Raw genomic sequence first — 25,851 nt, forward strand, 5'->3', positions numbered from 1 at the left:
ACCTGGTGCTCGCTGGCGAGGTGTCAGCATGGTGAATCCAGTAACCACGAGCCCCACTGATAGGCCACTGACCGTGCTCTATGACGGCGCTTGCCCGCTGTGTCGACGCGAGATTGGGGTCTATCAGGGCTTACAAGCGAGTGAGCCTGTTTGCTTTGCCGATGTCAGCGATGCGGCCGCCATATTGCCGCCTGGCAGCACGCGTGAGCAACTGATGGCGCGCTTTCATGTGCAGGCCGCCGATGGCCGCTTGCTCAGCGGCGCGCAGGCGTTTCTGGCCTTGTGGGCCACGCTGCCGGGCTGGCGCTGGCTGGCCAAGCTGGGTCAGGTGCCAGGTCTTGCCTGGGTGATGGAGCGGGCGTATCGTGGTTTCCTGTATCTGCGACCGGCTCTGCAGCGGGTCGCCAGACGTTTTGACGCCGCCTCAGCAAGGGCAAACTTCAAGGAGGATTGAGCCATGAACGAAGACCCTCGCTGCTGCGGCAGTGGCACTTGCATCATCGATCCGGCGGGCCGCTGCTGGTGCGGCCAGCAATGGGATGGGCAGAAAATGAGCGCTGTGCCGGCCGTTCAGCCAGACCGGGCCGAGCCCATGGCGCTAGCCTCAGCTAAGGAACAAGCCCCATGAACTGGCTGAACAAGCTCCCCGGCTTCCAGCGCAGCCCGCCCGGCCTTGAATGGACGCTCTGGCAACACTTGCCCCGCATTCTCTGGGTCGGCACCGTGATCCCGGGTCTGCTGGCGCTGGCCTGCTGGTGGGCGGTGCCCGATCAGCTGACATCGGCCGCAGACCGCGATTTGTTGCTGACCAGCTACCGGTTGATGGGTTTGGTGATGCTGCACTGGACGCTGGTGCTGACGGTCGGCATCGGCTGCGTGCTGGTGATGGTGATGAAGGGCCCGGCCTATGTGGCCGACGCCTACCCGCCGCCGGAGCGCGAGGGCATCGACGACGAGCCGGGACGCGAGGCTTAGGGGCCTCCCAGCAGCTCACGCTCGCTATCGTCCTTCAGCCCCACGCCGCTCAAGCCCCGCCGCAAGGCTTCGCGCAGCAACCAGGCCAGACGCTGAGCCGCCAACTCGGGCACCAAGCCGGCCGGCCGGATATTGCTGACACAGTTGCGTTCAGCGTCACTGCGCCCGAGGGCCGGGCCAAAGGTCAGATAGGCGCCCAGGCTGTCGGGTGAGCTCAGACCAGGCCGCTCGCCCAGCAGTACCAACACCGCCCGGGCGCCCAAGACAGCGCCGATTTCATCACCCAAGGCCACGCGCGCCTGCGTGGCGATGAGCAGCGGGCCTATCCGCATTTGGCCGCCGAGCGCCTGTTTGAGTGGGCTCAACAGCCGCAGCGCATGCGTTTGGGTGGCGACGGCCGACAAACCGTCGCCCAGCACAATGACGAGATCGAGTGGCGCAGGCGCAGGCGCGGGCTCAAGCGGCAGCGAGCGCAGGCGCTCCAGGCTGGCCTCGTCAAGCCGGCGCCCCAGGTCGGGCCGGCGCAGGTAGATGTCGCGCCCCGCGGCCCGGCTTTGCACGCTCAGCCAGGCCCAGCCGGCGCCGCTCAAATCCGCGCCCAGCGCGGCCACATTCAGCGGCGTCAAGACGGCGTCGCGCGCCTGCGCATGGGCGGCGTTGAAGTCCAGCAGCTCGCGCGTCGGCAGGCTGGTGCCGGCACGGCCTATGCCGATACGGGCCGGGGTGTGGCGGCGCAGCGGCTCCCACGGGTCTTGTTGGACTTCGGTGCTCATCACAGGCCGCTAATTTTTGCAGTTAGCGCATCGGCCAAGAGCGGCTGCCCACCGGCCGGCAGCAAGGCGCCGCTGGCATCGGTGATGCCCATGCGCTGCAGCCAGGCCTCGAACTCGGGTGCGCGCTTGAGCCCCAATAGCTTGCGCACAAACAAGGCGTCATGGAAGGAGGTGCTTTGGTAGTTCAGCATCACGTCGTCGGCGCCCGGCACGCCCATCATGAAGGTCAAGCCCGCGCTGGCCAAGAGCACCAGCAGATTGTCCATATCGTCCTGATCGGCCTCGGCATGGTTGGTGTAGCAGATGTCGCAGCCCATGGGCAGGCCCAGCAGCTTGCCGCAGAAATGATCTTCCAGGCCGGCACGGATGATCTGCTTGCCGTCGAACAAATACTCCGGCCCTATGAAGCCGACCACGCTATTGACCAAGAGTGGTTGATAGCGCCGCGCGACGGCGTAGGCCCGCGCTTCAAGTGTTTGCTGGTCAACGCCGTGATGCGCGTTGGCCGACAGCGCGCTGCCTTGGCCGGTCTCGAAATACATCACGTTTTCATGGCCGCGCCGTAGCGACAGCGCCGCCGCATGGGCCTCGTCCAGCAGCGCCAGGTCGATGCCGAAGCTGCGATTCGCCGCCTCACTGCCGGCGATGGACTGGAACACCAGATCGACCGGCGCGCCTTGCTCAATCGCTTGCAAGGTGTTGCTCACATGCGTAAGCACGCAGCTTTGTGTGGGAATCTGGTGGCGCTGAATCAGCTCATCCAGCAGCTGCAAAAGGCGTGTTGTGGCCGCCACGCTGTCGCCCGCCGGGTTGATGCCGATGACGGCGTCGCCGGCGCCGTACATCAGACCATCCAGCATGCTGGCGACGATGCCGGCCGGGCTGTCGGTCGGGTGATTCGGTTGCAGGCGCACGGCCAAGTGGCCCGGCAGGCCCAAGGTCGAGCGAAAGCGGGTCAGCAGGCGGCAGCGGCTGGCCACCAGAATCAGGTCCTGGTTGCGCATCAGCTTGGCTGTAGCAGCGACCATCTCGGGCGTCAGGCCCGGCGCCAAGGCGCTCAGCGCGGCCGGCGTGGCCGCATCCGACAACAGCCAGTCGCGCAAAGCCCCCACGCTGAGATGTGCGACCGGCGCAAACGCGTCCGCGTCATGGCTGTCAATGATCAGGCGGCTGATTTGATCCGTCTCGTAAGGGATCACCAGCTGATGCAAGAACAGGCGCAGCGGCACTTCGGCCAGCGCTCGGCAAGCGGCCACGCGCTCTTGCGCACTCGCTGCCGCCAAGCCGGCCAGGCTGTCGCCCGAGCGGGCCGGCGAGGCCTTGGCCATCAGCTCGCGCAGATCGGCGAAGCCGTAGCTGAGCGCGCCGACCGTGGCTTGGAAACCCATCGCCTTGCTTTGATTTACCAGCCGCCGATATTCGGCATCGAGATCCAGGGCTCGGCCGCAGCCAGCGCCGGGCCGTCTTGCAGCAGCTCGACCGAGATCAGGTCGGGCGAGCGCACAAAAGCCATACGGCCGTCACGCGGCGGGCGCACGACGACGACGCCATGGTCGAGCAGGCGCTGGCAGGCGGCATAGATGTCGGGCACGGCAAAGGCCAGATGGCCGAAATTGCGCCCGCCTGTGTAGGCCTCGCTCTTGCCGTCGGCATCCGGCCAGTTATAGGTCAGCTCGACTTGCGGCTGGTATTTGCCGGCTTCATCACCGGGTGCCGCCAGATAGACCAAGGTGAAGCGGCCGGCCTCGTATTCGCTGCGGCGTACCTCGACCATGCCGAGCGCGTCGCGGTAGAACTTCATCGAGGCGTCGAGATCGGTCACACGGACCATGGTGTGTAGATATTTCATGGGGGGGTGATTTGCTGATAGTGGGAATTGAGCCGAATGTAGCGTTTTCTTTTGTCCTTTCAGTGGCGGGCTCTTTTTCATGCATGCCCAGCCGCAGCCCCGAGGCCGTGTAAATCCGCAGCGGCCTTGAGCCTTTGAAGAGGCCGCAAACAGCCCGGCTTTTCCTGCGAAAGAGCAGGTCTTTGCTGCGCGAGCATGTAATGCTGGCTAAAACTCTTTGGAGGCGGCCGAAGCAGGGTGCGCAGCCTCTAAACTAGTTGCCGCTGAGAAGCAGATTTTTGACAAGGTGCAAGCTTGACGATGCAATCCCCAGGACGCGGTGAATCACAAGCGCTGCCAGCGCAAGCAGGCACCGGGAGGGTGGCGGCGGGCAATGGCGTGGGGTGGGTCAAGCCGGGCTTGATTGCGCTCATCTTGTCGCTCGGCTTCGGTCTCTCCTATTGGTTGGCTGCATCCCAGCAAGCCCAGGCAGAGCGAGGCGCCGAGGCGCGATTTGAGCGCCTGTCAGAGCGTATCCAGCAAGAGGTCGAGCGTCGCTTGCGCCAGCCGCTCTATGGTCTGAAGGGCGCCCGGGGTGTTTTTGCGGCCAGCGACAGAGTTGAGCGCACTGAATTCAGGGCCTATGTCGAGTCGCGCCAAATGGCGACCGAGTTTCCCGGCGTGCGCGGTTTCGGCTTTATTGAACGGGTCATGCGCCCGCAACTCGATCAATTCGTGGCGGCGGCTCGGCGCGATGGCGCGCCCGACTTTGCGGTGCACAGCAATGGCCAAGAGGCCGATCTTTTTGTCATCAAATACATCGAGCCGCTTGCTCAAAATCGCCAAGCGCAGGGTTTTGATATCGGCCAGGAGGCTACTCGGCGCGAAGCCGCTGAGCGGGCCTTGCGCAGCGGAGCCGACACCTTGAGCGGGAAAATCTCGCTGGTGCAAGATGCCAAAAGCCGGCCGGGATTTCTGCTACTGGTGCCGATTTACGAACGCGGCAGCAATCCGCAAACAGTGGAGGAGCGCGAACGCGACTTGCTGGGCTTTGTCTACGCACCCATCGTCGCTGCGGAATTGTTTGCGAGTGTGACCGAGGTGGCCGACCACCTGCTTGACTTTGAATTGCTGGACAGCCCGCCCGACGAATCGCCCACGCTGGCCTTTCAGTCCAGCGGCGCTCAGTCGCCCTCGGACCTGAGCCGCCGATTCCAAGCGACACGGGTGCTGAGCTTTGCCGGGCGCAGCTTGACGATTGCTACGGGCAGCAATGCCGAGTTTGACCGCACGGCGGGCGCAAGTTCGGCTGCCTGGCTTGGCGCCACAGGTGCCGCCCTGAGCTTGGCTTTGGCCTTTGCGGCCTGGTTGCTGATTTCCGGGCGTGAGCGGGCCGAAGCCAAGGCCCTGGCCATGACCGCCGATCTTGAACGCTTGGCCCGCGTGGCGCGGGGCACCAGCAATGTGGTGATTGCCAGCGACGTGCAGGGTTGCATCACTTGGGTGAATGAAGGTTTCGCCCGTATCAGCGGCTACACCGAGGCGCAGGCCCTGGGGCGAAGGCCGGCCGAGCTGCTGGCCAGCGGGGAGCGGGATTCGCTCAGCCCGGCCGATCTGGCCGCCATGGCGATGAACCGCACGGGCCGCCGCAGCGAGTTCCAGCGCCGCCGCCCCGACGGTGAGCTGTACTGGGTCGAGGCCGATGTGCAGCCGGTGTTTGATGCCCAAGGTCAGCATTCCGGCTTTATCGAAATCAGCCTCGACATCACCGAGCGCAAGCGCAACCAGCAGGTGCTGGCCCTGGCCCTGGCCGAGAACAAGGCCTTGCTGGAGACCATTCACCAGCATGCGATCGTGTCGGTCACCGATGTGAGCGGCGTCATCATCGATGCCAATGCGGCCTTCAGCCGCATCAGCGGCTATTCGCGCGAAGAGCTTTTGGGCAGCCCGCACAGCATCGTCAATTCCGGCCAGCATGAGCCCGAGTTCTGGGATGCGCTGTGGTTCAGGATTTCATCCGGCCAGTCCTGGCACGGCGAGATTTGCAACCGCGCCAAAGATGGGCGCTTGTACTGGGTCGATAGCATCATTGCGCCCATGTTGGATGCCGAGGGCAAGGTTCAAAAATACTTCTCCATCCGCACCGACATCACCGCCGCCAAGCAGGCGACTCAGGCGCTGGCCGAGCAGCAAGAGAGCCTCAACCGCATCATCGAAGGCACCAACGCCGGCACCTGGGACTGGAACATCGTCACCGGCGAGCTGCGCCTCAACGAGCGCTGGGCCGAGATGCTGGGTTATGTCTTGGCCGACTTGGCGCCCATCAATGTCGATACCTGGGTGGACCATTGCCACCCCGACGACATGCCCAAGGCGCGCAATTTGTTGATGCGGCACTTCTTTGGCGAGACCAGTTTTTATGACTGCGAATTGCGCATGCGCCACCGCGACGGCCATTGGGTCTGGGTGCTGGCGCATGGCAAGCTGTACGCCCGCACGCCCGAGGGGCAGCCGCTCTGGATTGCCGGCACGCATATGGACATCAGTGCGGCCAAGGTGGCGGCCGACTTGCTGCAGCACAAGCAGTTGGTGCTAGACCGTGCCGAGCGCCTGGCCGGCCTCGGCGCTTGGGAGCTTGACCTCACGACCCAGGCGCTGAGTTGGTCCACACAGACCTACTGCTTGCATGACCTGGACCCCCACACGCACCAGGAGCCGATCACACAAGAGCATGCGCTGTCCTACTTCCCGGCGGCGGATCGCGCCCTCTTGCAAGAGGCGATGCGGCGCGCCGTCGAGGCCAGCGAGTCATGGGACTTGAATCTGCGCCTGCAAACAGCGCTGGGGCGCTTTTTATCGGTGCGCTCGGTCGGCGAGGCGGTGTTTGATGACGGCGGCGCGGTGCGCCTGGTCGGCACCTACCAAGACGTGACGCAGCAGCGCCAGCTGGAAGCCGAAACCAAGCGCAGCCATGCGGTGCTGCGCAGCGTGCTCGATAACCTTCCTTGCGCCTTGAGTGTGTTCGATGCCGACTTGAATATGCTCGCCCACAACCAGCAGTTTGTTGAGATGCTGGACTTCCCGGCCGCCTTGTTCTCCGGCCCCACGACCTCGTTCGAGAGCATCATCCGCTACAACGCCGAGCGCGGCGAATATGGCCGTGGCCTGGATGTCGAGTCCACCGTTTTGCAGATCATCGAGCGCGCCCGACACCCTAGCGTGCATCAGTTCGAGCGTCAGCGCCCCAATGGCATCACGCTGGAAGTGCGCGGCGCCCCGATGCCTGACGGCGGTTTCGTAACGACTTATTTCGACGTCAGTGACCGCAAGCGCATGGAGGATGCGCAGCGCCGCAGCAATGAGCTGCTCAGTATCGTGCTGGAGAGCCTGCCTTGCGGGCTGACCATGATCGATGCCGAGTTGAATCTGGCGATCTATAACCACCGTTATGCCGACCTGTACGGTCTCGAAGAAGACTTTTTGAAGGCCGCGCCGCTGACCGTGGAGCGGATAGCTCGTCTGATGTCCGAGCGGGGTGAGTATGGGCCCATCAGCACTGAGGCAGCAATCGAGCAGGCGAATGGACGAGCGATGGCTGCGATGGCGGCACCACATCAATGGGCAAGACGCAGGCCCAATGGCCTGAGCCTGGAGATGCGCAGCAACCCGGTGCCCAGCGGCGGCTTCGTCACGACTTATATGGACGTCGGCGAGCGTGACCGTGCCGAGGCCGAGGTACGTCGCGCCGAGGCTTTGCTGCGCGGCGCCATTGACGCAGTCAACGAGGCCTTTGTGCTCTACGGGCCGGACGACCGGCTGGTGTTCTGTAATGAAAAATACCGGCAGATGTATGCCGCCTCGGCCGATCTGATCGTGCCCGGCGCCAGCTTTGAGGAAATCATTCGCGGCGGCGCCGAACGTGGGCAATACAAAGAGGCGCAAGGCCGCATAGACGAATGGGTGGCCGAGCGTTTGGCGATCCATCGCAGCGGTGACTCGATGCTGGTGCAAAAGCTCGAGAACGGCCGCTGGGTGCGCGTGATCGAGCGCCAGATGGCGGACGGCCACACGGTGGGCTTCCGTATCGACATCACCGATCTGATGCTGGCCACCGAGGCGGCCGAAGATGCTTCGCGCTCCAAGAGCCAGTTCCTGGCCAATATGAGCCACGAGATCCGCACGCCGATGAATGCCATTCTTGGCATGCTCAAGCTGCTGCAGAAGACCGAGCTTGACACCCGCCAGCATGACTACGCCAGCAAGACCGAAGGTGCGGCGCGCTCGCTCCTGGGCTTGCTCAACGACATTCTGGACTTCTCCAAGGTCGAGGCCGGCAAGATGACGCTGGACGCCCAGCCCTTTGCGCTGGAGCAGCTGTTCCGCGATCTGTCGGTGATTTTGTCGGCCAACGTCGGGCCCAAACCGCTGGAGGTTTTGTTCGATATCGACCCCGCTTTGCCGCCGGTACTGAATGCCGATGCGATGCGCTTGCAGCAGGTCTTGATCAATCTGGGCGGCAACGCGATCAAGTTCACGCAGCGCGGCGAAGTGGTGCTGAGTGCTCGGCTCTTGGGCCGGGTGGGCAGCGAGGTTGAAATCGAGTTTGCGGTGCGCGACTCCGGCATTGGCATCGCCCCCGAACACCAGGCGAAGATTTTTTCAGGCTTCACGCAGGCCGAGGCCTCGACCACGCGGCGCTTTGGCGGCACCGGCTTAGGGCTGGCGATCAGCCAGCGCCTGGTGCAGCTGATGGGCGGTGAGCTGGCGCTGGAAAGCGCACCGGGCAAGGGCAGCTGCTTCTCCTTCCGCATGCGGGTGGCGGCCGAGGCCTTGCCGATGGATGCCAAGTCGGGCTTGAGTCAGCCGCCGCTGCGCGCTTTGATCGTCGATGACAACGCGATTGCACTCGATGTGCTGGGCCATATGAGCGAGGCCCTGGGCTGGCAGGTGGACCTGGCCTCGTCTGGAGCCGCTGCACTGAGCTTGCTGCAGCGTCAGGTGGATTCGAAGCAGCCCTATGAGGTGGTGCTGATCGACTGGCAAATGCCTGGCATGGATGGTTTTGAGACGGCGCAGCGCATCCGAGAGTTGGGCGGCGAGCACATGATGCCGCTGCTGGTGATGGTGACGGCGCATGGGCGCGAGATGCTGTCGCAGCGCAGCGAATCCGAGCAAAGCTTGCTGGACGGATTTTTGGTCAAGCCGGTGACGGCCTTGATGCTGCAAGAGGCGGTGCAGGCTGCCCGCGCGGGTGAGGCCGCAGCGGCCGTGGCGCCGAAAGCGGCAACAAGCCTCGCTGGCCCCAAGCCCCTGCAAGGGATGCGCATCCTGGTGGTGGAAGATAACCTCAATAATCAGCAGGTCGCAAAGGAGCTGCTGGAGGACGCGGGCGCACGCGTGCATTTGGCCGATAACGGCCAGATCGGCGTCGACCTGCTGCGCGCCGACTCGGGCGCTTTTGACATCGTGCTGATGGATATGCAGATGCCGGTGATGGACGGCTACACCGCTACGGGCATCATCCGCAAAGAGCTGGGCTTGAGCGGTCTGCCGATTGTGGCGATGACGGCCAATGCGATGGCCTCCGACCGCGAGGCCTGCCTGGCGGCGGGCATGAATGAGCATGTGGGCAAGCCCTTTGACCTGGAGCGGCTGGTGGCGCTGCTCTTGCGCCTGACGCGGCCGCCTGATGTTGCGGGAGAGGCTGCGGGCGCCGAAGCAGGCGGCAAGGCTGTGCCCAAGCTGGCCAGCCTGGCGGTGCCGCCGGAGCTGCGTGACCGCGCCACCGCGCAGGGCTTTGATTTGCAAGCGGCGATGGACCGTTTCATGGGCAAGACGGCCTTGTTCCGGCGCATGGTGCATTCCTTCACCAGCTCGGCTCAGACCTTGCCGGCGGAGCTGAGCACGATGTTGGCCGAAGCTCGTGTCGATGAGGCCGCCATGGCCCTGCATTCCTTCAAGGGCTTGGCGGCCACGCTGGGCGGCTTCCAGTTGGCCGAGCTGGGCGGCGAGGGCGAGACGGTCTTGAAACGCGGCGACAGCCTCGGTGCGATCTGGTTGAGCGAGCTGGACAGAAACATCCAGACCGCTTGCCGAGATATGCTGCGCTTGGCCGACGATTTGTCGGCCTTGGGTCCCAAGCCGGCCATGCCGGCACAGGCGCAGCCCGCCGACGCTCAGGCCTTCAAGCTCGGGCTGAGCCGATTGATACAGTTATTGAGAGACTTTGATATGGGTGCGACCGAAGCACATGCACAGTTACGTGAGCGCTACCCGGCTTTGCTGGGCGCCGGGCAGGACGCACTGGAAGCGGCCATGGCGGCGCTGGACTTTGGCCGCGCACAGGAATTGTGCGAGGCCTTGCTGGCGGAGACCCCCGCATGATGCAGCCGCAGCATCTTGACCCACAGGACCGCCCGCTCAACCCGATGCTGCAACTCGGGCGCAAGCTGCGGCTCTTGATCGTCGACGATCAGCCGGTCAATATCCAGGCGCTTTACCAAGTTTTTGCCGCCGACTACCAGGTGTTTATGGCCACTTCCGGGCCGCAGGCGCTGGCGATATGCCGCGACAAGCATCCCGATCTGGTCTTGCTGGACGTGCAGATGCCGGGCATGGACGGCTATGAGGTGTGCCGCCAAATCAAGGCCGACGCCGAGTTGCAAGACCTGCCGGTCGTGTTCGTGACGGCACACAGCGAGCCGCAGGCCGAGACCCTTGGGCTGGAGGTCGGGGCGGTGGACTTCATCTCCAAGCCCTTCAATCCGGCGGTGGTGCGAGCGCGCGTCAAGACCCATCTGACGATCAAGTTGCAAGGCGACCTGCTGCGCCAGATGGTCTTCATCGATGGCCTGACCGGCGTCTACAACCGGCGCTTTTTTGATGAGCGCCTGGCGCTTGAGTTTCAACGCGCCAAGCGCAGCGGCACGATGCTGTCGCTGATGGTGGCCGATGTGGATTACTTCAAGCGCTTCAATGACCGTTACGGCCATCTGGCCGGTGACGAAGCCTTGCGCGCGGTGGCCGCCACCTTGGCCAAACAGCTCAAGCGCCCCGGCGATATGGTCAGCCGCTACGGTGGGGAGGAGTTCGCCTGCATCTTGCCCGATACCGATGCGGCCGGTGCGCTGAGCTTGGCCGGCGAGATGAATGCCGCGATCCGGGCGGCCCACATCATTCACGCCGAGTCCGAGGTCTGCGACGTCATGACCGTCAGTCTGGGCGTGGCGAGCTTCAGGCCCGACGCCACTCGCCTGGCCGAGGAGCTGATTGTGGCGGCCGATCAGCAGCTCTATCTGGCCAAGTCGCAAGGCCGTGGGCGCGCTTGCGGGGCCGTCATCTGAGCAGCAGGTTCAGCGCAGCGCCTTGAGGCGCTTGAAGTAAAGCGTCGCGTCCTGCAAATTGCCGTCGGCGCTGGCGTTGTAGTCGGGGATTTCACCGGCGCGCTGCCAGTCCAGATGCACACAGACCGCTTCGGCCTGCGAGGCCGACGGCGCCTTCAAGACCAAGAGCGTGCGGGCCTGCGATGCCGCCACGCATTCCAAGCGGGCCATCAACTGGCTGGCCACGCCCCGGCCACGCGCGCGGCTGTGCACCATCAAGCCCTGCACTTCACCACGGTGGTGCGCGTTCAGGCGCGGGCACAAAGACAGTTGCACCGCGCCCAAGAGTTGCTCTCCGACATGGGACTCAGACGCCGCGCAAGCGATCCACAGATTGTGATGAGGCCCCAGGCGGGCAAATACGCCCTGCCAATACTCCATCGCCGCGTAGCGCGACAAGGGGGCCAAAAAACCCAGGCTTGCGCCTCTGTGCACGCCGTCGATCAGCAAGTCGGCCAAGGCCGGCAACCATTGCAAGTCGTGGCTGCTCAGCTTGCGTATGCCGGTCGGTGCTTGGGTTTGAGCGTGTTGGCCTGCGGCGGCATGGGCCTCAAAATTGCGCCGGCTGGGTGCCAGCGTAGAGAAAACCGATTGGTTGGCGGACGTGAGCATTGTTTCGAGACCTTTGCATGAGGAAACCCAGCGCCGTCTCGTGGACGATGCTGCTGTTAACCCTAATGCAAGCCGCGTGCCAGCCGGACAAGTTCTAAGTTTCTAAACCAGGCTCGGCCTGCAACTGGCCATGGCCGCCGCGCTTGGCCTCGTACAAGGCGGTCTCGGCGCGCCGCATCAAATCATCGATATTGCGGTCACCATGGCGCAGCTTGGCCCACCCCGCGCTGAAGTTCAGCGTGTAGCCCAGCTCCGCTTGCGCGCGGGCGTTCAGCGCATTGCGCAGGCGCTGGTCCATCGCCTGCGGGCCTTGCAACTCGCAGCGGTCCATCAGCAGGCCAAAATTCTCCGCACCGATGCGGCCGGCCAAGTCGCCCAGGCGCATCTGCGCTTGCACGCAGCTGCTGAACAGCGCCAAGGCGCGCTCGGCGCCGGCCGCGCCATGTTCCGCCTCGATGGCTTTGAAGTTGTCGATCTCCAGCAGCATCAGGGCGAGCTCTTCCTGATGGCGGCGCGCAGCCGAGATCATGTCCACCGAGCGCGCCGCAAAGGCGCGGTTGTCACTGAGGCCCGTCAGCCTATCGGTCTGTGCCAAATGCGCCAATTCGGCTTCGGCCTCACCGCGCCACGCCAGCACGATGGCCAGTGCCGCCATCCCCAAGCCCCAGAGCACTGCCAAGGCCAAAGCGCTATTGGCCGCGCCGGGCGCCATCAAGCTGCTCGGCCCGGCCCCGAAAGCGGCGCTGCTGGCCCGCCACAGGCACACCATCAGCAGCGGCAGGACGCCGGCCAGCAAGACCGAGCGCCAGCGGCGCGTATCCGAGCTGGGCCCGGCCTCGGGCGGCGCTTTGGACAGGATGTCATGCAGCTCTGCGCTTTTGTTCGGCAACACCAGACACAAGACCAGCAGGCCGAGTTGCAGCGACAGCCAATACAGCGCCCAGGCGGCCCGAAACCCCAGGTCCTCAAACTGCAGGCCGTAGATCAAAGGCATCAGCAGCGGCGCCAGTAGGGCCAGGGCCCGACCCGGGTGGGGCTTCAACCAACGCTGCAGCGCCCACCATAAAGCGCTCAAGCTGGCGCTGAAGGCCGCCATCGCCAAGCTCAGCCAAAGCCGCTCATGGCCCAAGTTAGCACCGGCCAGCAGCAGCCAGCCCAAGGCTTGCAAGCCCATGAATGCATGTCCTCGCTCGGCCGCAGGGCTGGGCCGCCAGCCCATCAGCAGCAAGAGCAGGGCGGTCGAAGACAGCGCCTGCAGCAGCGCCAGATTGAACAGAGTCGGGTTGTCGAATTGCATGGCGGCTCACTCGGGGGAGACATGCCATTCTCTATCCGGATTGGCAGCGCGAGCTGGGCTTGCGTCAAGAATCTGAATCCAATAAAGAGACAAAGTGATTCAGCGGCATGGGGTGGGGTAGACCTCAGATTGAAGAATTTACGCGGAGCCTGTTTGCTTGTCGTCTTGGGGGCGGCGGTAGCAAAGTGCTCGAAGCAGCCGCTTTCGCTTCGAAAGTGGATCTTTCCCGGCCGGCCTTACAACCAGCGAAGCTGAGCTAGGTGTTTGTTGGCAAAAATGCTAACCTCCAGCGGCCCTGTACTGCATAGAGAGAATCTATTTCGCTTCAGTCCTTCAATCTGAACTTGCTGCGTACGCTCGACGTACTGCTGGAAACACGTAACCTCACGGCAGCGGGACGCTTGCTAGGCATGACCCAGTCTGCTGTGAGTCGGCAATTGGTGCAGTTGCGGGATCAATTGCGCGACCCGCTGCTCATTCGTGAAGGCCAGCGCTATATCCTGACGGCACGCGCCGTGTCGTTGCGCGCACCACTCAAGGCAATGCTGGTCGACATGGCGGCCTTGATGGAAGGGCCACTTTTTGACCCGGCCGAGTGCACACGGCGGTTCGCCATTTCCGGCTCCGACTACATTGCCGACAATATGCTACCCGACGTGATGGCCCTGCTCAGTCAACAGGCGCCCGGCGTGCGGGTGATGTTTCATATGTGGGAGTCGGGCCACTACCGACTGCTGGCTGACGAAGGCGTTGATCTCGTCCCCACCATCGCAGACGCGCTGCCGGAGAACCTTCACGGGCGCGCCTTGGGCGAGGACCGCCCCGTGTGCGCCATGCGTGCCAACCATCCGCTGGCAGACCAAGCACTGTCGCTACATGCCTATGCCGCAGCCGACCACCTCGACATTGGCGGTGGGGGTGACAAGATAAGTTTTATCGACCATCACTTGGCTCAGGCCGGTTTGGCGCGGCAGGTACGCTTGAGCGTGCCCTTTTACAGCACGGCGCTACGCCTGCTGGCGACCAATGACCTACTGCTCACCATACCCGAACATGTGGCGGTAGTCTTTGCGCGCCAGGCACCGATTGTTTGGAAGGCGCTGCCCATAGACGCGCACATCTATCGCTACTGGTTGTTGTGGCATGCGCGTAGCCAGCATGACCCGGCCCACCAATGGTTTCGAAATCTGGTGCACTCAGTGCTATTCCAGTCTATCCATGGTGTGACCCAGTTTCGACGCGATTAAGTATTCCGGGTTTGCATGATCACCATGCTGAGCCATGCGTTGATTTCATGCTCCTGCTCCCCTAAAGTGCCTGCACTGAAGGAGCACCCCATGCAGATCGCCAAACAATTCTATTCACCCAAAAGGGCCGGCACTGACCTGCTGCGCCTGGTCCTTTGCGCCATGATCTTCACCCATGGCTTTGATCGCCTATGGAGCGCTAACCCAGTGTTAGGCCAGTACTTGAACACGCTTGGCTTCCCCATGGGCGCTTTGCTGGCGCAGTTGATCAGTTCATTCGAAGTGGTCGGTTCGCTGTTGCTGGCGTCGCGCCTGTTCGTGGTGCCGATTGGGTCGCTGTTCATCGGCTTGTATCTGGCCAGCATTCTGCTTTTTCATCGGCACATTGGTTTCTGGATCATTGGCCCGAGCGACAACGGCTGGGAACTGAGCTTGATGCTCTGCGGGGCTCTATTTGCAGTTGTGTGCGAAGGGCTCGCTGACCGCCTCCCAGCCAAGTACGCGCGCTTGGGTATGGATGCAATGCGACTCATACTTTGCATATGCATCTTCATGCACGGCGCCCATCGTCTATTGACCGGGCACAGCAACGTCCTGGGTGGCATCTTGACCGAAAAGGGCTTTCCGTTCGGGCTGCAAATCATCATTGGTGTGAACTTGGTTGAAACCATTGGTACGGTCTTAATTGCACTGCGCCTGATGGTCTTTCCGATCAGTCTGGTGCTGATTTGCTTCTATTCCGTGGGCATAGTCTGGTTCCATTGGCAATCGGGCTTCTTTATCGTCTCCCCTGGCGAACTGAAGTGGGCCCCGGAGGGTTGGGGTTGGGAATACAGCTTGCTGCTCATTACCTGCCTGGTGGCAACGTCATGGGATAACCGCGCCGCACCGTTCGCCTGGCCTAAGTTCGCAAAGCTGCGTCACCGGCCATCAACACCAACAATCGCCCAACAGGCTTCTGGGACTTGAATTGGGGCTTGCCCAGTGACTGCGACGGGCACGAAACTGACCAAAATTCCATTGGACGATTGGGCCAGCGGAGCGCAATGTCCAGCAGGGCTTTATCCGTGCAATGCGCTTTACTGAAACGCCACCTCCGCAAAACTTCTCAACTTGCGGCTGTGTAACTGGCTCAAGGGCCCGGCGCGCAGCAACTCGACCGTGCGCAGGCCGATGCGCAGATGCTGGTCAACGCGGGCGCGGTAAAACTGGTCGGCCATGCCGGGCAGTTTGATCTCGCCGTGCAGCGGCTTGTCGCTGACGCAGAGCAAGGTGCCATAGGGCACGCGGAAGCGAAAACCGTTGGCGGCGATGGTGGCGCTTTCCATGTCCAGCGCGATCGCACGCGTCTGGCTGAAGCGGCGCTCGGGGCCGCCGTGGCGGTCGTTGGGGAGTAGCTCCCAGTTGCGGTTGTCGGTCGAGGCGACGGTACCGGTGCGCAAGACGCGCTTGAGCTCGAAGCCGCTGAGCTGGGTCACGTCGGCCACGGCCTGCTCCAGAGCGACTTGAATCTCGGCCAGCGGCGGGATAGGCACCCACAGCGGCAGCTCTTCGTCCAGCACATGATCCTCGCGCACATAGGCATGCGCCAGCACATAGTCGCCCAGCTGCTGGCTGGTCCGCAGGCCGGCGCAGTGGCCCAGCATCAACCAGGCATGCGGGCGCAAGACCGCCACATGGTCGCTCATGGTCTTGGCATTGGCCGGGCCGACACCGATATTGACCATGGTGATGCCGCTGTGGTCGCGTCGGATCAGGTGGTAGGCGGGCATCTGCGGCAGACGCGGCAAAGCCGCGCCGAGCGCATCCTCGGCCTCGGCGCTCAAGCCGATGCGCCGAGTTAACAAATTACCTGGTTCAACAAAGGCGATGCAGTCGTCCAGCTCATGCGGCTGGGCAGGGTCGGGGGCGCGCTGCATCAGCTCCCGCCCCATGCGCACGAACTCGTCGATGTAAAAAGCGTAGTTGGTGAACAGCACGAAGTTCTGAAAAAACTCGGCCCTGGTGCCGGTGTAGTGGCGCAGTCGGTGCAGCGAATAGTCGACCCTGGGCGCGGTGAAGAGCGACAAAGGCTGGGCGGCGCCGGCGCTGAGTTCTTGTGTGCCATTGGCGATGCCGTCGTCCATCGCGGCCAGGTCGGGCAGGTCGAACAGATCGCGCAGCAGTCGGCGGCGCTCTGGCGTCAAGCAACCTTCGAAATGCTCTTGCTCGCCCAGCGCAAAGTGCAGTGGAATCGGTTGGTTGCTGCTGCCCACCTCCAGCGCTTCGCCATGGTTGTCCAGCAGCAATTGGAATTGCCGCAGGTTGTAATCGGCGAAAAGATCGGGCCGGGTCAGCGTGGTTTCATAGCTGCCAATGCCGTCCACAAAGCCGAAGGCCAAGCGCGAATCGGGCGGCGCGGCATGGTTGTTGGATCGCAGGCGCAGGCGCACAAAGGGATAGCAGGCCCGCACCTTGGGCAATTCTTCGCCGGCCACAAAGCGCTGCAGGGCGGCGCGCAAATGCTGGACGCTGGTGGCATAGATCTGCTGGGCTTGCGCCAGCGCGGCGGCGGCGTCGTGGTACTGCATGGGGGCAAAAAACGGCGGGCTGAAACTCATTATTTGGCTCCTTGTCTTGAGCCGATTGTGAGTGCCGCCCGCGACGATTTGGCGACTTCAGTCGCCTTTGTGCAGAAGAAGAAATTCCAGCTCGCCCCGCCCCACGCCGAGATCCGCCAATTCGCGGCCCTCAAGACCCAGCAGCTCGGCCCGCATGCGCGCATTGCGACGCCGCTGCAGCCAAGCTGCGTACAGGCATTGCAGAAGGGGGAAGGTGTTTTTGAGGTTTTGCATGGTCTTGCTCCGTTGTCTTGTTGTGCATCTTCCGATTTGAGGTATGGTTTGAAAAGTTGAATCATCTGAATATTGAATTCAGAAAATCTGATGCGAGCATTGAACTTGGACCAGCTGCGCACCTTGGTGGCGATTGCCGATCTGGGCACTTTTGCGGCCGCCGCGCAGGCCTTGCATCTGGCGGCCCCTACCGTCAGCCTGCACATCAGCGAGTTGGAGTCGCGCTTGGATGCCACGCTGCTGCTGCGCGGCAAGCGCGGCGCGCAGCTGACCTCGGCAGGCCAGGTCTTGGTGCAGCGCGGCAGGGCCTTGCTGCGCGATGCGGAAGCCGCCATCGAGCTGGTCGCTCGCCATGCGCGCGGGCGGGCCGGCAAGGTGAGGTTGGCCACGCAGACCGGCGTGCTGGTCTATCTGCTGCCCCAGGTCTTGGCGCGCTTGAAAGAAGTTCACCCGGAGATCGAGGTCGAGGTGGCAGTGCTGGGCACCCATCACACCTTGGCGGCGCTGCGCGAGGGCCGCCAGGATCTGGGCCTGGTGACCCTGCCGCTGCCGCCCGACCATGGCCAACAAAGCGAGCCCTGGCGCAGCGACCCTGTGCTGGCTTATCTGCCGCCGGACTGGGATGCGCCGGACGAAGTCACGCCCGCCTGGTTGGCCGACAAGCCCTTGATCCTGAACGAGAGTTCGACGCAGATGTACCGCCACACCATGGCCTGGTTCGGCCAGGCCGGCTTCAATCCGGTGACCCGCATCGAGCTCAATTACACCGAGGCCATCAAGAGCATGGTGGTGGCCGGCTATGGCGCTTCGGTGATGCCGCAGGACACGTTTGATGCGCCGCAGGTGCTGTCGCTGCACGAGCGCATGCAGCTGCGCCCGCTGCTGCCTGCGATGACGCGCGAGTTGGTGCTGGTCTACCCGGAGCCAGCGCTGATGGCGCCGGCGGCGCTGCCGGTGCTGGAAATGTTGCGCGAGTTTGCGCAAGCTTGAGTTGGGTGTCGGGATGGCGATTCGTCGCTCGCTCGGTTGATTCGTCGCTTGGCGCCGGCCAATTGCGGTGCGCCTTCCTACAGTGAAGACTCGATTCACTCAGCAGGTGCTCCCAATGGCTAACTTCAAAATCACATGCATCGTGACCGCAGTCGCTTTGTCCCTCAGCCTGCCGGCCTTGGCCCAGCAGATTCACGTCAGCCCGGCCGCCGAGGTCGTGGAGGGCACGGCCTTGAGCCTGCGCCTGAGTGAGCTGCCACCGCTGACTTCGATACGCATTGTCAGCAGCCGGCTGGCGCGTGGTATGGGCCCGCAGCAGCCTCATCAAGCTCAAGCCTGGTTCACCAGCAATGCCGCTGGCGAGCTGGACTTGGCAGCCCAAGCGCCCGACAGGGGAAGCTACAGCGGCGCTGATGTGCGCGGGCTGTTTTGGTCCATGCAGCTGACCGCGCCGTCGGCCGCCTTGCCGCCGCTGGACCCCAAGCAGCAAGGCGAAGTCTGGCTGCAAGCCTTTGCCGGTGAGCGCTTGCTGGTGGAGAAGAAGCTCGTGCTGCGGCCGTTCGCGCCCGAGGTGCAGAGCCGGCCGGTGGCCGACTTTCCCGGTGCCCGCTTTTGCCTAGGGCCGGGAGCGCACAAGCGTGGCGCCATCATCGTGCTGGGCGGCTCGGAAGGCGGCTCGATTGCTGCCCGCACGACCGCGCCACTGCTGGCCTCGCAGGGCTATGCGGTGCTGGGCTTGCCCTACTATTCGCCGCCGACTTGGGGCGCACAGGGCATGGAGCCGGCCGAGCTGCCGAGTCTGCCCAGCTCCTTCGCCGACATCGAGCTTGAGCGCCTGAACCAGGCGCGCGAATGGCTGGCCCGCCAGCCCGAGGTCGACGCCGAGCGCATCGCCGTTTACGGCGTCTCCAAGGGTGCGGAATTCGCCTTGGCCGCAGCCGCGCGCATGGACTGGATACGCGCCGTCGTTGCCTATGTGCCCAGCGATGTGGTCTGGGAAGGTTGGGGCATGGGCGTGCCGCAGGCGGATACGCACTCGTCCTTTGCCTGGAAGGGCAAGCCGCTGGCCTGGCAGCCCTACAAGGGCATGGCTGAGGAGATGGCCGGCTTCGCCAGCGGCACAGGTGTGCATATCCGCCGGCCCATGGACCAGGGCCGGGTGGCCCACCCCGAGCGGCTGGCGGCGGCGCGCATCCCGGTCGAGAACTATGCTGGCCCCTTGTTGATGATTGCCGGCGGCGATGATCAGATGTGGGACTCGGCCGGCATGGCCCGCAATATCGAGGCCAGTCGCAAGGCGCTGGGCCTGCCCACCACCAGCCTGATCTACCCCGGCGCCGGCCACGGGCTGTCGGCCAGCGGCTGGGCGCCGACGACCGGCCACAACCTCGGCCCTATGAAGCTGGGCGGCAGCCCGGCCCTTGATGCGCGAGCACAGGCCGATGCCTGGCCGCAGATGCTGGCCTTTTTGCACCAATATCTGGCCAAGCCCATGCTCACCAGTGAGCTGTCGCGCTAAGGCTCAGCGCGAACGCAGCTCGCGCGTCGTTTGTTCCTTCTCATTCAGGCGCTGCTGGGCCGACAGCGGCCGTGCCTTGCCGGCGGCCAGGGCGGCCTGATCCAAGTTGGCACCCCAGGTCTGCCCGGCGCGCAGCAGCAAGGGCGGCGCCAGCGTGTCGACCAGGCCCATATCGACCCAGGGCAGCGCTTCGGCCAAAACCAGCTTGGCGCGCGGCTTGATCGCCGCCTCGCCGATGCGCCCGCGCTGGCCCCAGCTGACGCTCAGATCGGCGCTGAGGGCGCCGTCCAGTAGCTTGTTGGTCACCGCATAGTCGCGCAGCACGCCATAGCGCAGCTGCATCATGGCTTCTTCCGCAAGCATGGCCGCGTCCTCGCGCGAGAAGCCCTGGCCCTCGGGCACCGAGTAGGCGTAGTCGTCGTTGACGCGGTCTGCGCTGAAGAAGTGGACGATGTCGGCTGGGGTGTAGGCGATCTGCAGCGCGCTCGGCGTGGCGCCAAAGGACAGCACCTTGGCCAAGCCCTGCAGCTCGCTTGAGTAAAACGGGAACTGCTCGTACAGGCTTTGCGAGAGGCCGCGCGCCGGGCCGGCTTGGTAGACGCGCTTGTCGGTGGGCAGCGTGGCGTGCAGGTGCGGCGGCATGAAGTCGGCCGCGTGGGTCAGCTCGTGATAGAGCAAGCTGCCCAGCGCGTAGACCACCTCGCTCAAGGGCCGGCTCAGCCGGGGCTCGCGGGCCAGGCTGTTGTAGGCATGCTGGTTGTCTTTCACATAACGCCAAGGCGTAGCGTATCCAAGCAGCACGCCGTTATTGCTGCGCGGGTCGGGTGACTCGCTGACCGTGTCGCGTTGTTCGGGCGTGAGCCACAGGCTGCTGGCGTCGAGATAAATGGCGCCGGTGGCGCTCCAGTAAAACGCCGGCCGCACCCGCCCGCCTATGACGATGGCCGTGACGCTGGCCAACATGCGGCGGTAGTCCCCGTAGGGGTCTTGCTCGCGCAAGAAGCGCTCGAACACCTCGCCCATCCAGTCGTTGGACACCAGCACGCGCTGCATCACCTGCTCGACCGTCGGCACTTGGCCACCGGTGGCCTGGCCCAGCAGGGGCAGCTTGCCCAAGGTACACAGATTGGCATTGCTTAGGCGCGGGTTGTAGATGCACTCGTCCAGCGCTGTCGCGTGGGGCCCTTGCGCCAGATAAGGGTAGACGCGGCTGGCCGGGTCTTTGGCGCCAAACAGCGCGTCTGCCGGCGCGTCTGCCGGCGGCGCTTGCAGCAGCAAATTGAATTGCCCGCTGAGCTTGGCGCCGCTGGCCAGGGTGATGTTGGCCTGCAGGCGCAGCATGGTGTCTGCTGCCGTGGCCGGCGCGGTGAACACCACGCGGCGCGTGTTGGTCTCGCCCAGGTTCACGGTCGGGCCAGCCAGCTGAGTCCAATGCACGGTGGCCGTCTCCCAGTCGATGTCGCTGAGCTTGGCGTGGGTGGCGCGCACCGAAGTCTTGCCACCGGCCATCACCGAGGGCTCACCGCGCAGCGTCAATGCGTCGGTACTGGGTGCCGCACCGGCCTGCACTTGCAGGCTGTGGCTGAAGTTGCCGCCTTGGCCATCTTGGTAGCTCAGCTCGAAGCGGTAGGTCTCGCCTGGGGCGGGCTGCAGCGTGATGGCCTGCGAGCGCGCCGAGAGCAGGTTCAGCGCGCTGCCGGCAGTCTGTCGCCAGCTCAGCGCCTTGAGGGTTTTGCCACTGCACGCAAGCAGGGCAATCTCGGTGTTAGCACCCGGCAACGCTGCGCCGTCTTGCGCCAACTTTGCCACCGACCCGGGCAGGCATTCGGCGCTCAGGGGCGGCACCGGCAATGGGGCCGGATCGGGCGCCGGCGGCGGGCTATCGCCGCCACCACCACCGCCGCCGCAAGCCGTTAGGATCAAAACCTGCGCCAGCAGTGCCAAGCCCAGTGCATGCCGCCGGATCGCTGCCGGCTTATCTGAAATGTTCGCCATACCACCCCTTTTGAGGTGGCGATATTACTTGTCAGCGAACAGCTTTCTAGCCGGGTTAGACCTGACGGCGGCCTTCAATCAGCACCTTGGGCAGCTCGTTTGTCTGGGCTGTCAGCTCACGCGCCTGCCGCTGTTCCACCTGCTGAGGGCTGGCGGCCTGATCGGCCTGCGCAGCCAGATTCATGCCGAGTACGGCCGATGCGGCAATGGCGCCGAGGGCGGTCAAGCAGGTGGTCAAAAGCTGGGTGGGCTGGCGGGTGTTCATGGCTGCGGCTCCTTGGTGTTGAGAGGGCTACTCCTCTGTTGCAATGTCTGCAGTGTCTGCAAAGCCCGCACGCGGCGCTAGAAGCAGGCGACGAAGCGCGGGCCTGGCTGCGTGAAATGGGCTTGGCAGCGATGAACGGAGCGGCGCGCTCAGCGGTAGGCGGCGGCCATGCGGCTGAGCGCGCCGCTTTTCTCCAAGGCGGTGATGGCCTGGTTCAGCTGCTCCAGCTTCACCTCGCTACGGCGGGACAGGGCACAGGAACCGGCGTGGCGCGAGAGCACAAAGTCCGGATGCAGGGCCAGGCTCAGCACACCTTGCCGGCGCTGGAATTCCGCATAGCGCTGATTGCTGACGGCATAGTCCATGCGGCCTTGATTGAGCTTGCGCAGATTGGCGCCTGCGTTGGGCGCATCCTCGCGGACAAATCCGCTGCCCAGCGCCTGATCAAGTTCGGGGTAGACAAAACCATTGACGGTGCCAATCGTCAGCCCGCTCAAATCGGTCAATGTGCGCGGGCGCTTTGCGCGGGCAGCGCTCAGAATCAGCTCAGCTTCCGGCAGCAGCGGCTGACTCCAGTCGAACGGGCCAGCAAACCACTGCGGCCGCAGCGCACAAACGATGTCGCCCTGGCCTTGCGTCAGAGCGGCGGCAATGCGTTTGCGGGGCAGCACCAGGAACTGCGCCTCACGCCCGAGTTGCTCGGCCAAGGCCAGTCCCAGGTCAAGGTGCAGGCCGGCCATCACCTGATCCGCCTGCAGCTGTGCCCAAGGCATTTCGGTGCTGCTGTCGACGATGACCCGCAAAGTCGGCCGCGAGCTGCCCACGGCTTGCGCAACTGCTAGAAACAAAAGTCCGGTCACTAAAACCGCCATGCCGCGCATCGGACCCCCCAGAGCGAGAAATCGCCAAGGGCATGATAGCCGCCCGCCTGTTGGAGTTAAGGCTTCATGGCGCTATGCCCGCTGATCGCGCCGCCCGCGTTGCTGCGCAGGTCCAAGACGATGATCTCGTTGCTGCCCCGGCGCAGCCAGGGCGCGGGCAGATAGAGGCGCTGCTGCGGGCCGAGCTGCCAAAAGCGGCCCAGATTGTGGCCGTTGACCCAGACCATGCCCTTGCCAAACTGGCTCAGGTCGAGAAAGGTGTCGGCCGGCTGCTCGATAGAGACGCTGGCCTTGAAGAAGCGGCCCGGCCTGGGGTCAAGTCTTGCCTCGGGCAGCGTTTGAAGCGTTTGCACCCAGTCTTCGTGCAGCGGCAGCGGATGCATCTGCCAGTTCATCAAGGTCATGCCGGCCAGCGTGACGCGCTCGGTCAGACCCTTGCGGTCGATCAAGGCCGGGCCGAAGTTGATGCGGCCCATCGCCTCGACCATGATTTCCAGCAAGGGTTCAGCGGTCTCGGTGGCCGGCAGTTCCAGGCTGTTCTCGCCCAAGCGCCTGTCCAAGTGGCCAATCAATTGGCCGTCCAGATAGACGCTGGCCAGGTCATGCAGGCCATTCAGCACCAGCTTGCCGCTGCGCGCGCCAATCAGGCGGGTGCTGTAAAGCATCAAGCCTTGGTAATGCCCCAGCGCTTCAAAAGGTTTGGGATGCGAAGCCTGTCGCGGGGCGGGCAGCGCCTGCCACAGCGACGCAAAGGCTGTCATCTGCACAGGCGCCAGCGTCATGGTCGGAATCGGCGCGGGCAGCTTGGCCGGCTTGCGGCCGGTCTCTTTCGCGATCAGGTCGCGCAGCTGAAAGAACTTGTCCCTGGGCCGCCCCTGCTCATCGATGGGCGCATCGTAGTCATAGCTGGTGACGTCGGGCTCATAGCCCTTGCCGCCCGAGTTGGCGCCGGCGGTGAAGCCGAAGTTCGTGCCGCCATGGGCGACGTAAAAGCTCAAGGACTTGCCCGCCTTGAGCAGGTAGGTGACGTCGGCCAGCAATTCCTCGCTGCCGGGCCGCGCCCAGTCCTCGCCCCAATGCGTCAGCCAGCCGGGATAAGTCTCGCTGCTGAACACCGGCACGCCGGGATTGATCTGCTGGGCTAACTCGAAATGCGCGGCCTCGCTGCCCGAGTCCAGGCCGACCGCGGCGCCGGGCAGGCTGCCGGCCGCCAACATATGCGGCGTCGGGCCGTCGGCCGTGTAGAAGGGCACCTCGATACCGTTCGAGCGCCACAGCGCCGCCAGTTCCTTCAAATAGGCGCGGTCATTGGCATAGCTGCCGTATTCGTTCTCGACCTGCAGCATGGCAATCGGCCCGCCGCGTGTGATTTGCAGAGGCGCCAACTCCTTCGCCACCGCCCGCACATAACGTCGCACCGCCTGCATATAGCGCGGGTCCATGCCGCGCAGGCCTATGTCGGCATGCTTGAGCAAATAGGGCGGCAGACCGCCCAGATCCCATTCGCCGCAGACATAGGGCCCGGGGCGCAGCAAGACCAGCAGCCCCTCGGCTTGCGCCAGCTTCACGAAACGGGCGATATGGCGGCTGCCGGTCTTGAAATCAAACTTGCCCTCGACCGGCTCGTGATGGCTCCAGAACAGATAGATGGGCACCGTGTTGCAGCCCATCGCGCGGGCCATTTGCAGGCGATGCTGCCAATATTCGGGCGGGATGCGCGCCGGGTGCATCTCGCAGCCGATCACCTGCATGGGCTGGCCGTTGAGCAAAAAGTCGTCGCGACCCAGCGTGAAGCTGGCGGCCGCGGCCTGAGCCGCGCTCACGGCCAGCAGCCCAGCGATCAGGCAGCTCTTGAACAAGCGTGGCCGCATGCCGCCGGCCGACTCAGTATTTGTCGCCAAAGGCGAAGATCGGCTTGCGCGTCTTCCACTGCCCTTCGGTGAAGTCCGGGAAGGGGAGGGTTTTGAAGCCCTCGGCAATCGACTGCTCGGACAACGGCGTGATGGCACTCCAGGCCACCGCGTCGTAGACGTCGATGGGCATGGGCGCGTCGGCTTTGAGCGCTTCGATAAAGGCATTGACGACAAACCAGTCCATGCCACCGTGGCCGGCCTCGGCTGCAGTGGCCGCATGCTTCTTCCACAGCGGATGCTCGAATTTGTCCTGGTAGGCCTGGAAGTCCTCCCATTCATGCGGCTTGCTGATGCCCTCGATATGCACCGAGTGGTTCAGGTCCATCCACAGGCCGTTCGTGCCCTGCACCCGGAAGCCCAGCGAGTAAGGGCGCGGCAGCGAGGTGTCATGCTGCAAGAGAATCGTCTCGCCGTTCTCGCAGGCCAAGGTGGTGGTGACGATGTCGCCGAGCTTGAAATTGACCTTGGCCGAGGGGTGCTCAGGCTTGCCCATTTTGTTGGAGACAAAGTCGTGCAGACCGCGCGCCTTGCTGGCGAAGGCATTGATATGCGTGAAGCGGTTGCCACGGTGGATATTGGTATACATCGCGCAGGGGCCGATGCCATGGCTGGGGTAGAGCTCGCCATTGCGATCGACCGCATGTTGCGTGCGCCAGCGCGCCTCCGACCAGCCCTTGTCTCCAAACTCGACGCCGCCGCCATAGGGCTTGGTCGGGTCACCGGAATTGAACTTCACCGCGCGCAGATCATGCTGATAGCCGCCTTGCAGATGCACCAGCTCGCCGAACATCTGTGCGCGCACCATCTGCAACACCGCCATCACATCGCGCCGGTAGCAGACGTTCTCCAACAACATATAGGGCGTGCCGGTGCGCTGCTGGGTGCGCAAGACATCCCAGTGATCTTGCAGCGTGATGCCAGCGACGACCTCGCAGCCGACCGCGACCTTTGCCTCCATCGCCGCGATGGACATCGCCGCATGCAGCTCCCAGGGCGTGGCGATGATGACCGCGTCCAGGTCCTTCATCGCCAGCAATTGCAAATAGGCCAGCTTGTCACCGCCCTCGCCAAAGGTCTGCGGCTTGGGGCGTTTGTACTTTTCGGCCATCGCCAAGGCGCGGCCCAACATGACGGGCTCGATATCGCAAAGCGCCACCACCTCCACGTCGTCGCGGCGCAGCAGCTCCTTCAGCAAGACCTGACCCCGCATGCCGGTGCCGATCAGGCCTACGCGCAGGCGCGGGCGGGCGGCTGCGGACGCGTTCTTCAGCAAGCCCAAGCTCGCTCCAGCGGCGCCGGAGGACAAGACAAAGTTTCTGCGGTTCAAGTTCATGGTGCTA

Annotated in this window: 21 protein-coding genes; 9 read left to right on the forward strand and 12 right to left on the reverse strand. The window is 64.0% G+C overall.

Going from position 1 to position 25,851, the window contains the following annotated elements:
• The first annotated feature begins 28 nt into the window (after nucleotides 1-28).
• Genes LNV08_RS12940 through LNV08_RS12950 form a run of 3 tightly spaced genes read left to right on the forward strand, consistent with a single transcriptional unit; the run spans nucleotide 29 to nucleotide 975 of the window.
• The gene (locus LNV08_RS12940; RefSeq protein WP_263534129.1) at nucleotides 29-454 is read left to right on the forward strand and encodes a thiol-disulfide oxidoreductase DCC family protein; all 426 of its coding nucleotides are present in this window, start codon (nucleotides 29-31) and stop codon (nucleotides 452-454) included.
• Between the two features lie 3 nt (nucleotides 455-457).
• Nucleotides 458-628, forward strand: a complete 171-nt coding sequence (locus LNV08_RS12945; RefSeq protein ID WP_263534130.1) for a DUF1513 domain-containing protein — start codon at nucleotides 458-460, stop codon at nucleotides 626-628.
• Complete coding sequence (locus LNV08_RS12950) at nucleotides 625-975, forward strand: hypothetical protein (RefSeq protein ID WP_263534131.1); 351 nt, start codon at nucleotides 625-627, stop codon at nucleotides 973-975. Before LNV08_RS12945 ends, LNV08_RS12950 begins: the two co-directional genes overlap by 4 nt.
• Here LNV08_RS12950 and eutC read toward each other — a convergent pair.
• Genes eutC through LNV08_RS12965 form a run of 3 tightly spaced genes read right to left on the reverse strand, consistent with a single transcriptional unit; the run spans nucleotide 972 to nucleotide 3,597 of the window.
• On the reverse strand, nucleotides 972-1,748 hold the full coding sequence (gene eutC, locus LNV08_RS12955; RefSeq protein WP_263534132.1) for an ethanolamine ammonia-lyase subunit EutC: 777 nt from the start codon (nucleotides 1,746-1,748) through the stop codon (nucleotides 972-974). The two genes, LNV08_RS12950 and eutC, sit on opposite strands and share 4 nt — an antisense overlap.
• A complete protein-coding gene (locus tag LNV08_RS12960; protein ID WP_263534133.1) occupies nucleotides 1,748-3,136 on the reverse strand; it encodes an ethanolamine ammonia-lyase subunit EutB in 1,389 nt (462 codons plus the stop codon). Before LNV08_RS12960 ends, eutC begins: the two co-directional genes overlap by 1 nt.
• 14 nt (nucleotides 3,137-3,150) lie before the next feature.
• Entirely contained in the window at nucleotides 3,151-3,597 is a 447-nt protein-coding gene (locus LNV08_RS12965) for a lactoylglutathione lyase (RefSeq protein ID WP_263534134.1), read from the reverse strand.
• Between the two features lie 300 nt (nucleotides 3,598-3,897).
• On the opposite strand from LNV08_RS12965, the gene LNV08_RS12970 reads away from it, so the two are divergent.
• Nucleotides 3,898-9,960 (forward strand): PAS-domain containing protein, encoded by a 6,063-nt coding sequence (locus LNV08_RS12970; RefSeq protein WP_263534135.1) that lies wholly within the window; start codon nucleotides 3,898-3,900, stop codon nucleotides 9,958-9,960.
• Nucleotides 9,957-10,919: a diguanylate cyclase gene (locus LNV08_RS12975; RefSeq protein ID WP_263534136.1), complete on the forward strand. Its 963-nt coding sequence runs from the start codon at nucleotides 9,957-9,959 to the stop codon at nucleotides 10,917-10,919. The genes LNV08_RS12970 and LNV08_RS12975 overlap by 4 nt, the downstream gene beginning before the upstream one ends.
• 9 nt (nucleotides 10,920-10,928) lie before the next feature.
• On the opposite strand, the gene LNV08_RS12980 is transcribed toward LNV08_RS12975, so the two are convergent.
• Nucleotides 10,929-11,570, reverse strand: coding sequence for a GNAT family N-acetyltransferase (locus tag LNV08_RS12980; RefSeq protein ID WP_263534137.1), 642 nt, complete (start codon nucleotides 11,568-11,570; stop codon nucleotides 10,929-10,931).
• Nucleotides 11,571-11,664: 94 nt separating this feature from the next.
• Nucleotides 11,665-12,867 (reverse strand): GGDEF domain-containing protein, encoded by a 1,203-nt coding sequence (locus tag LNV08_RS12985; protein ID WP_263534138.1) that lies wholly within the window; start codon nucleotides 12,865-12,867, stop codon nucleotides 11,665-11,667.
• A gap of 344 nt (nucleotides 12,868-13,211) precedes the next feature.
• Between LNV08_RS12985 and LNV08_RS12990 the strand changes: the two genes are divergently transcribed.
• Both LNV08_RS12990 and LNV08_RS12995 read left to right on the forward strand, forming a co-directional pair.
• Nucleotides 13,212-14,114 carry a LysR family transcriptional regulator gene (locus tag LNV08_RS12990; RefSeq protein ID WP_263534139.1) on the forward strand — a complete coding sequence of 301 codons (903 nt, stop codon included), beginning with the start codon at nucleotides 13,212-13,214 and terminating at the stop codon, nucleotides 14,112-14,114.
• 90 nt (nucleotides 14,115-14,204) lie between these two features.
• Entirely contained in the window at nucleotides 14,205-15,083 is an 879-nt protein-coding gene (locus LNV08_RS12995) for a DoxX family protein (protein ID WP_263534140.1), read from the forward strand.
• A 110-nt stretch (nucleotides 15,084-15,193) separates the two neighbouring features.
• On the opposite strand, the gene LNV08_RS13000 is transcribed toward LNV08_RS12995, so the two are convergent.
• On the reverse strand, nucleotides 15,194-16,714 hold the full coding sequence (locus LNV08_RS13000; protein ID WP_263534141.1) for an AMP nucleosidase: 1,521 nt from the start codon (nucleotides 16,712-16,714) through the stop codon (nucleotides 15,194-15,196).
• A gap of 57 nt (nucleotides 16,715-16,771) precedes the next feature.
• Complete coding sequence (locus LNV08_RS13005; RefSeq protein WP_263534142.1) at nucleotides 16,772-16,948, reverse strand: DUF1127 domain-containing protein; 177 nt, start codon at nucleotides 16,946-16,948, stop codon at nucleotides 16,772-16,774.
• Between the two features lie 90 nt (nucleotides 16,949-17,038).
• Here LNV08_RS13005 and LNV08_RS13010 point away from each other — a divergent pair, with 90 nt between their 5' ends.
• Entirely contained in the window at nucleotides 17,039-17,938 is a 900-nt protein-coding gene (locus tag LNV08_RS13010; RefSeq protein WP_263534143.1) for a LysR family transcriptional regulator, read from the forward strand.
• A 115-nt stretch (nucleotides 17,939-18,053) separates the two neighbouring features.
• Nucleotides 18,054-19,457 (forward strand): acyl-CoA thioester hydrolase/BAAT C-terminal domain-containing protein, encoded by a 1,404-nt coding sequence (locus LNV08_RS13015; protein ID WP_263534144.1) that lies wholly within the window; start codon nucleotides 18,054-18,056, stop codon nucleotides 19,455-19,457.
• 3 nt (nucleotides 19,458-19,460) lie between these two features.
• On the opposite strand, the gene LNV08_RS13020 is transcribed toward LNV08_RS13015, so the two are convergent.
• From LNV08_RS13020 to LNV08_RS13040, 5 genes are all read right to left on the reverse strand, one after another.
• Nucleotides 19,461-21,452 carry a hypothetical protein gene (locus LNV08_RS13020; RefSeq protein ID WP_263534145.1) on the reverse strand — a complete coding sequence of 664 codons (1,992 nt, stop codon included), beginning with the start codon at nucleotides 21,450-21,452 and terminating at the stop codon, nucleotides 19,461-19,463.
• A gap of 55 nt (nucleotides 21,453-21,507) precedes the next feature.
• On the reverse strand, nucleotides 21,508-21,717 hold the full coding sequence (locus tag LNV08_RS13025; protein WP_263534146.1) for a hypothetical protein: 210 nt from the start codon (nucleotides 21,715-21,717) through the stop codon (nucleotides 21,508-21,510).
• A gap of 149 nt (nucleotides 21,718-21,866) precedes the next feature.
• Nucleotides 21,867-22,565, reverse strand: coding sequence for a substrate-binding periplasmic protein (locus LNV08_RS13030; protein ID WP_263534147.1), 699 nt, complete (start codon nucleotides 22,563-22,565; stop codon nucleotides 21,867-21,869).
• Between the two features lie 89 nt (nucleotides 22,566-22,654).
• Complete coding sequence (locus tag LNV08_RS13035) at nucleotides 22,655-24,499, reverse strand: glycoside hydrolase family 35 protein (RefSeq protein WP_263534148.1); 1,845 nt, start codon at nucleotides 24,497-24,499, stop codon at nucleotides 22,655-22,657.
• Nucleotides 24,483-25,844 carry a Gfo/Idh/MocA family protein gene (locus LNV08_RS13040; protein ID WP_263534149.1) on the reverse strand — a complete coding sequence of 454 codons (1,362 nt, stop codon included), beginning with the start codon at nucleotides 25,842-25,844 and terminating at the stop codon, nucleotides 24,483-24,485. Before LNV08_RS13040 ends, LNV08_RS13035 begins: the two co-directional genes overlap by 17 nt.
• Between the last annotated feature and the right edge of the window lie 7 nt (nucleotides 25,845-25,851).

The organism is Paucibacter sp. TC2R-5 (genome assembly GCF_025717605.1).
GTDB classification, from domain to species: domain Bacteria; phylum Pseudomonadota; class Gammaproteobacteria; order Burkholderiales; family Burkholderiaceae_C; genus Paucibacter_A; species Paucibacter_A albus.

Excerpts from the sequence above, each read along its gene's own strand:
- LNV08_RS12940 (WP_263534129.1), top strand. The coding sequence starts at position 29 with ATGGTGAATCCAGTAACCACGAGCCCCACTGATAGGCCACTGACCGTG.
- LNV08_RS12945 (WP_263534130.1), top strand. The coding sequence starts at position 458 with ATGAACGAAGACCCTCGCTGCTGCGGCAGTGGCACTTGCATCATCGAT.
- LNV08_RS12950 (WP_263534131.1), top strand. The coding sequence starts at position 625 with ATGAACTGGCTGAACAAGCTCCCCGGCTTCCAGCGCAGCCCGCCCGGC.
- eutC (WP_263534132.1), bottom strand. The coding sequence starts at position 1,748 with ATGAGCACCGAAGTCCAACAAGACCCGTGGGAGCCGCTGCGCCGCCAC.
- LNV08_RS12960 (WP_263534133.1), bottom strand. The coding sequence starts at position 3,136 with ATGGGTTTCCAAGCCACGGTCGGCGCGCTCAGCTACGGCTTCGCCGAT.
- LNV08_RS12965 (WP_263534134.1), bottom strand. The coding sequence starts at position 3,597 with ATGAAATATCTACACACCATGGTCCGTGTGACCGATCTCGACGCCTCG.
- LNV08_RS12970 (WP_263534135.1), top strand. The coding sequence starts at position 3,898 with ATGCAATCCCCAGGACGCGGTGAATCACAAGCGCTGCCAGCGCAAGCA.
- LNV08_RS12975 (WP_263534136.1), top strand. The coding sequence starts at position 9,957 with ATGATGCAGCCGCAGCATCTTGACCCACAGGACCGCCCGCTCAACCCG.
- LNV08_RS12980 (WP_263534137.1), bottom strand. The coding sequence starts at position 11,570 with ATGCTCACGTCCGCCAACCAATCGGTTTTCTCTACGCTGGCACCCAGC.
- LNV08_RS12985 (WP_263534138.1), bottom strand. The coding sequence starts at position 12,867 with ATGCAATTCGACAACCCGACTCTGTTCAATCTGGCGCTGCTGCAGGCG.
- LNV08_RS12995 (WP_263534140.1), top strand. The coding sequence starts at position 14,205 with ATGCAGATCGCCAAACAATTCTATTCACCCAAAAGGGCCGGCACTGAC.
- LNV08_RS13000 (WP_263534141.1), bottom strand. The coding sequence starts at position 16,714 with ATGAGTTTCAGCCCGCCGTTTTTTGCCCCCATGCAGTACCACGACGCC.
- LNV08_RS13005 (WP_263534142.1), bottom strand. The coding sequence starts at position 16,948 with ATGCAAAACCTCAAAAACACCTTCCCCCTTCTGCAATGCCTGTACGCA.
- LNV08_RS13010 (WP_263534143.1), top strand. The coding sequence starts at position 17,039 with ATGCGAGCATTGAACTTGGACCAGCTGCGCACCTTGGTGGCGATTGCC.
- LNV08_RS13015 (WP_263534144.1), top strand. The coding sequence starts at position 18,054 with ATGGCTAACTTCAAAATCACATGCATCGTGACCGCAGTCGCTTTGTCC.
- LNV08_RS13020 (WP_263534145.1), bottom strand. The coding sequence starts at position 21,452 with ATGGCGAACATTTCAGATAAGCCGGCAGCGATCCGGCGGCATGCACTG.
- LNV08_RS13025 (WP_263534146.1), bottom strand. The coding sequence starts at position 21,717 with ATGAACACCCGCCAGCCCACCCAGCTTTTGACCACCTGCTTGACCGCC.
- LNV08_RS13040 (WP_263534149.1), bottom strand. The coding sequence starts at position 25,844 with ATGAACTTGAACCGCAGAAACTTTGTCTTGTCCTCCGGCGCCGCTGGA.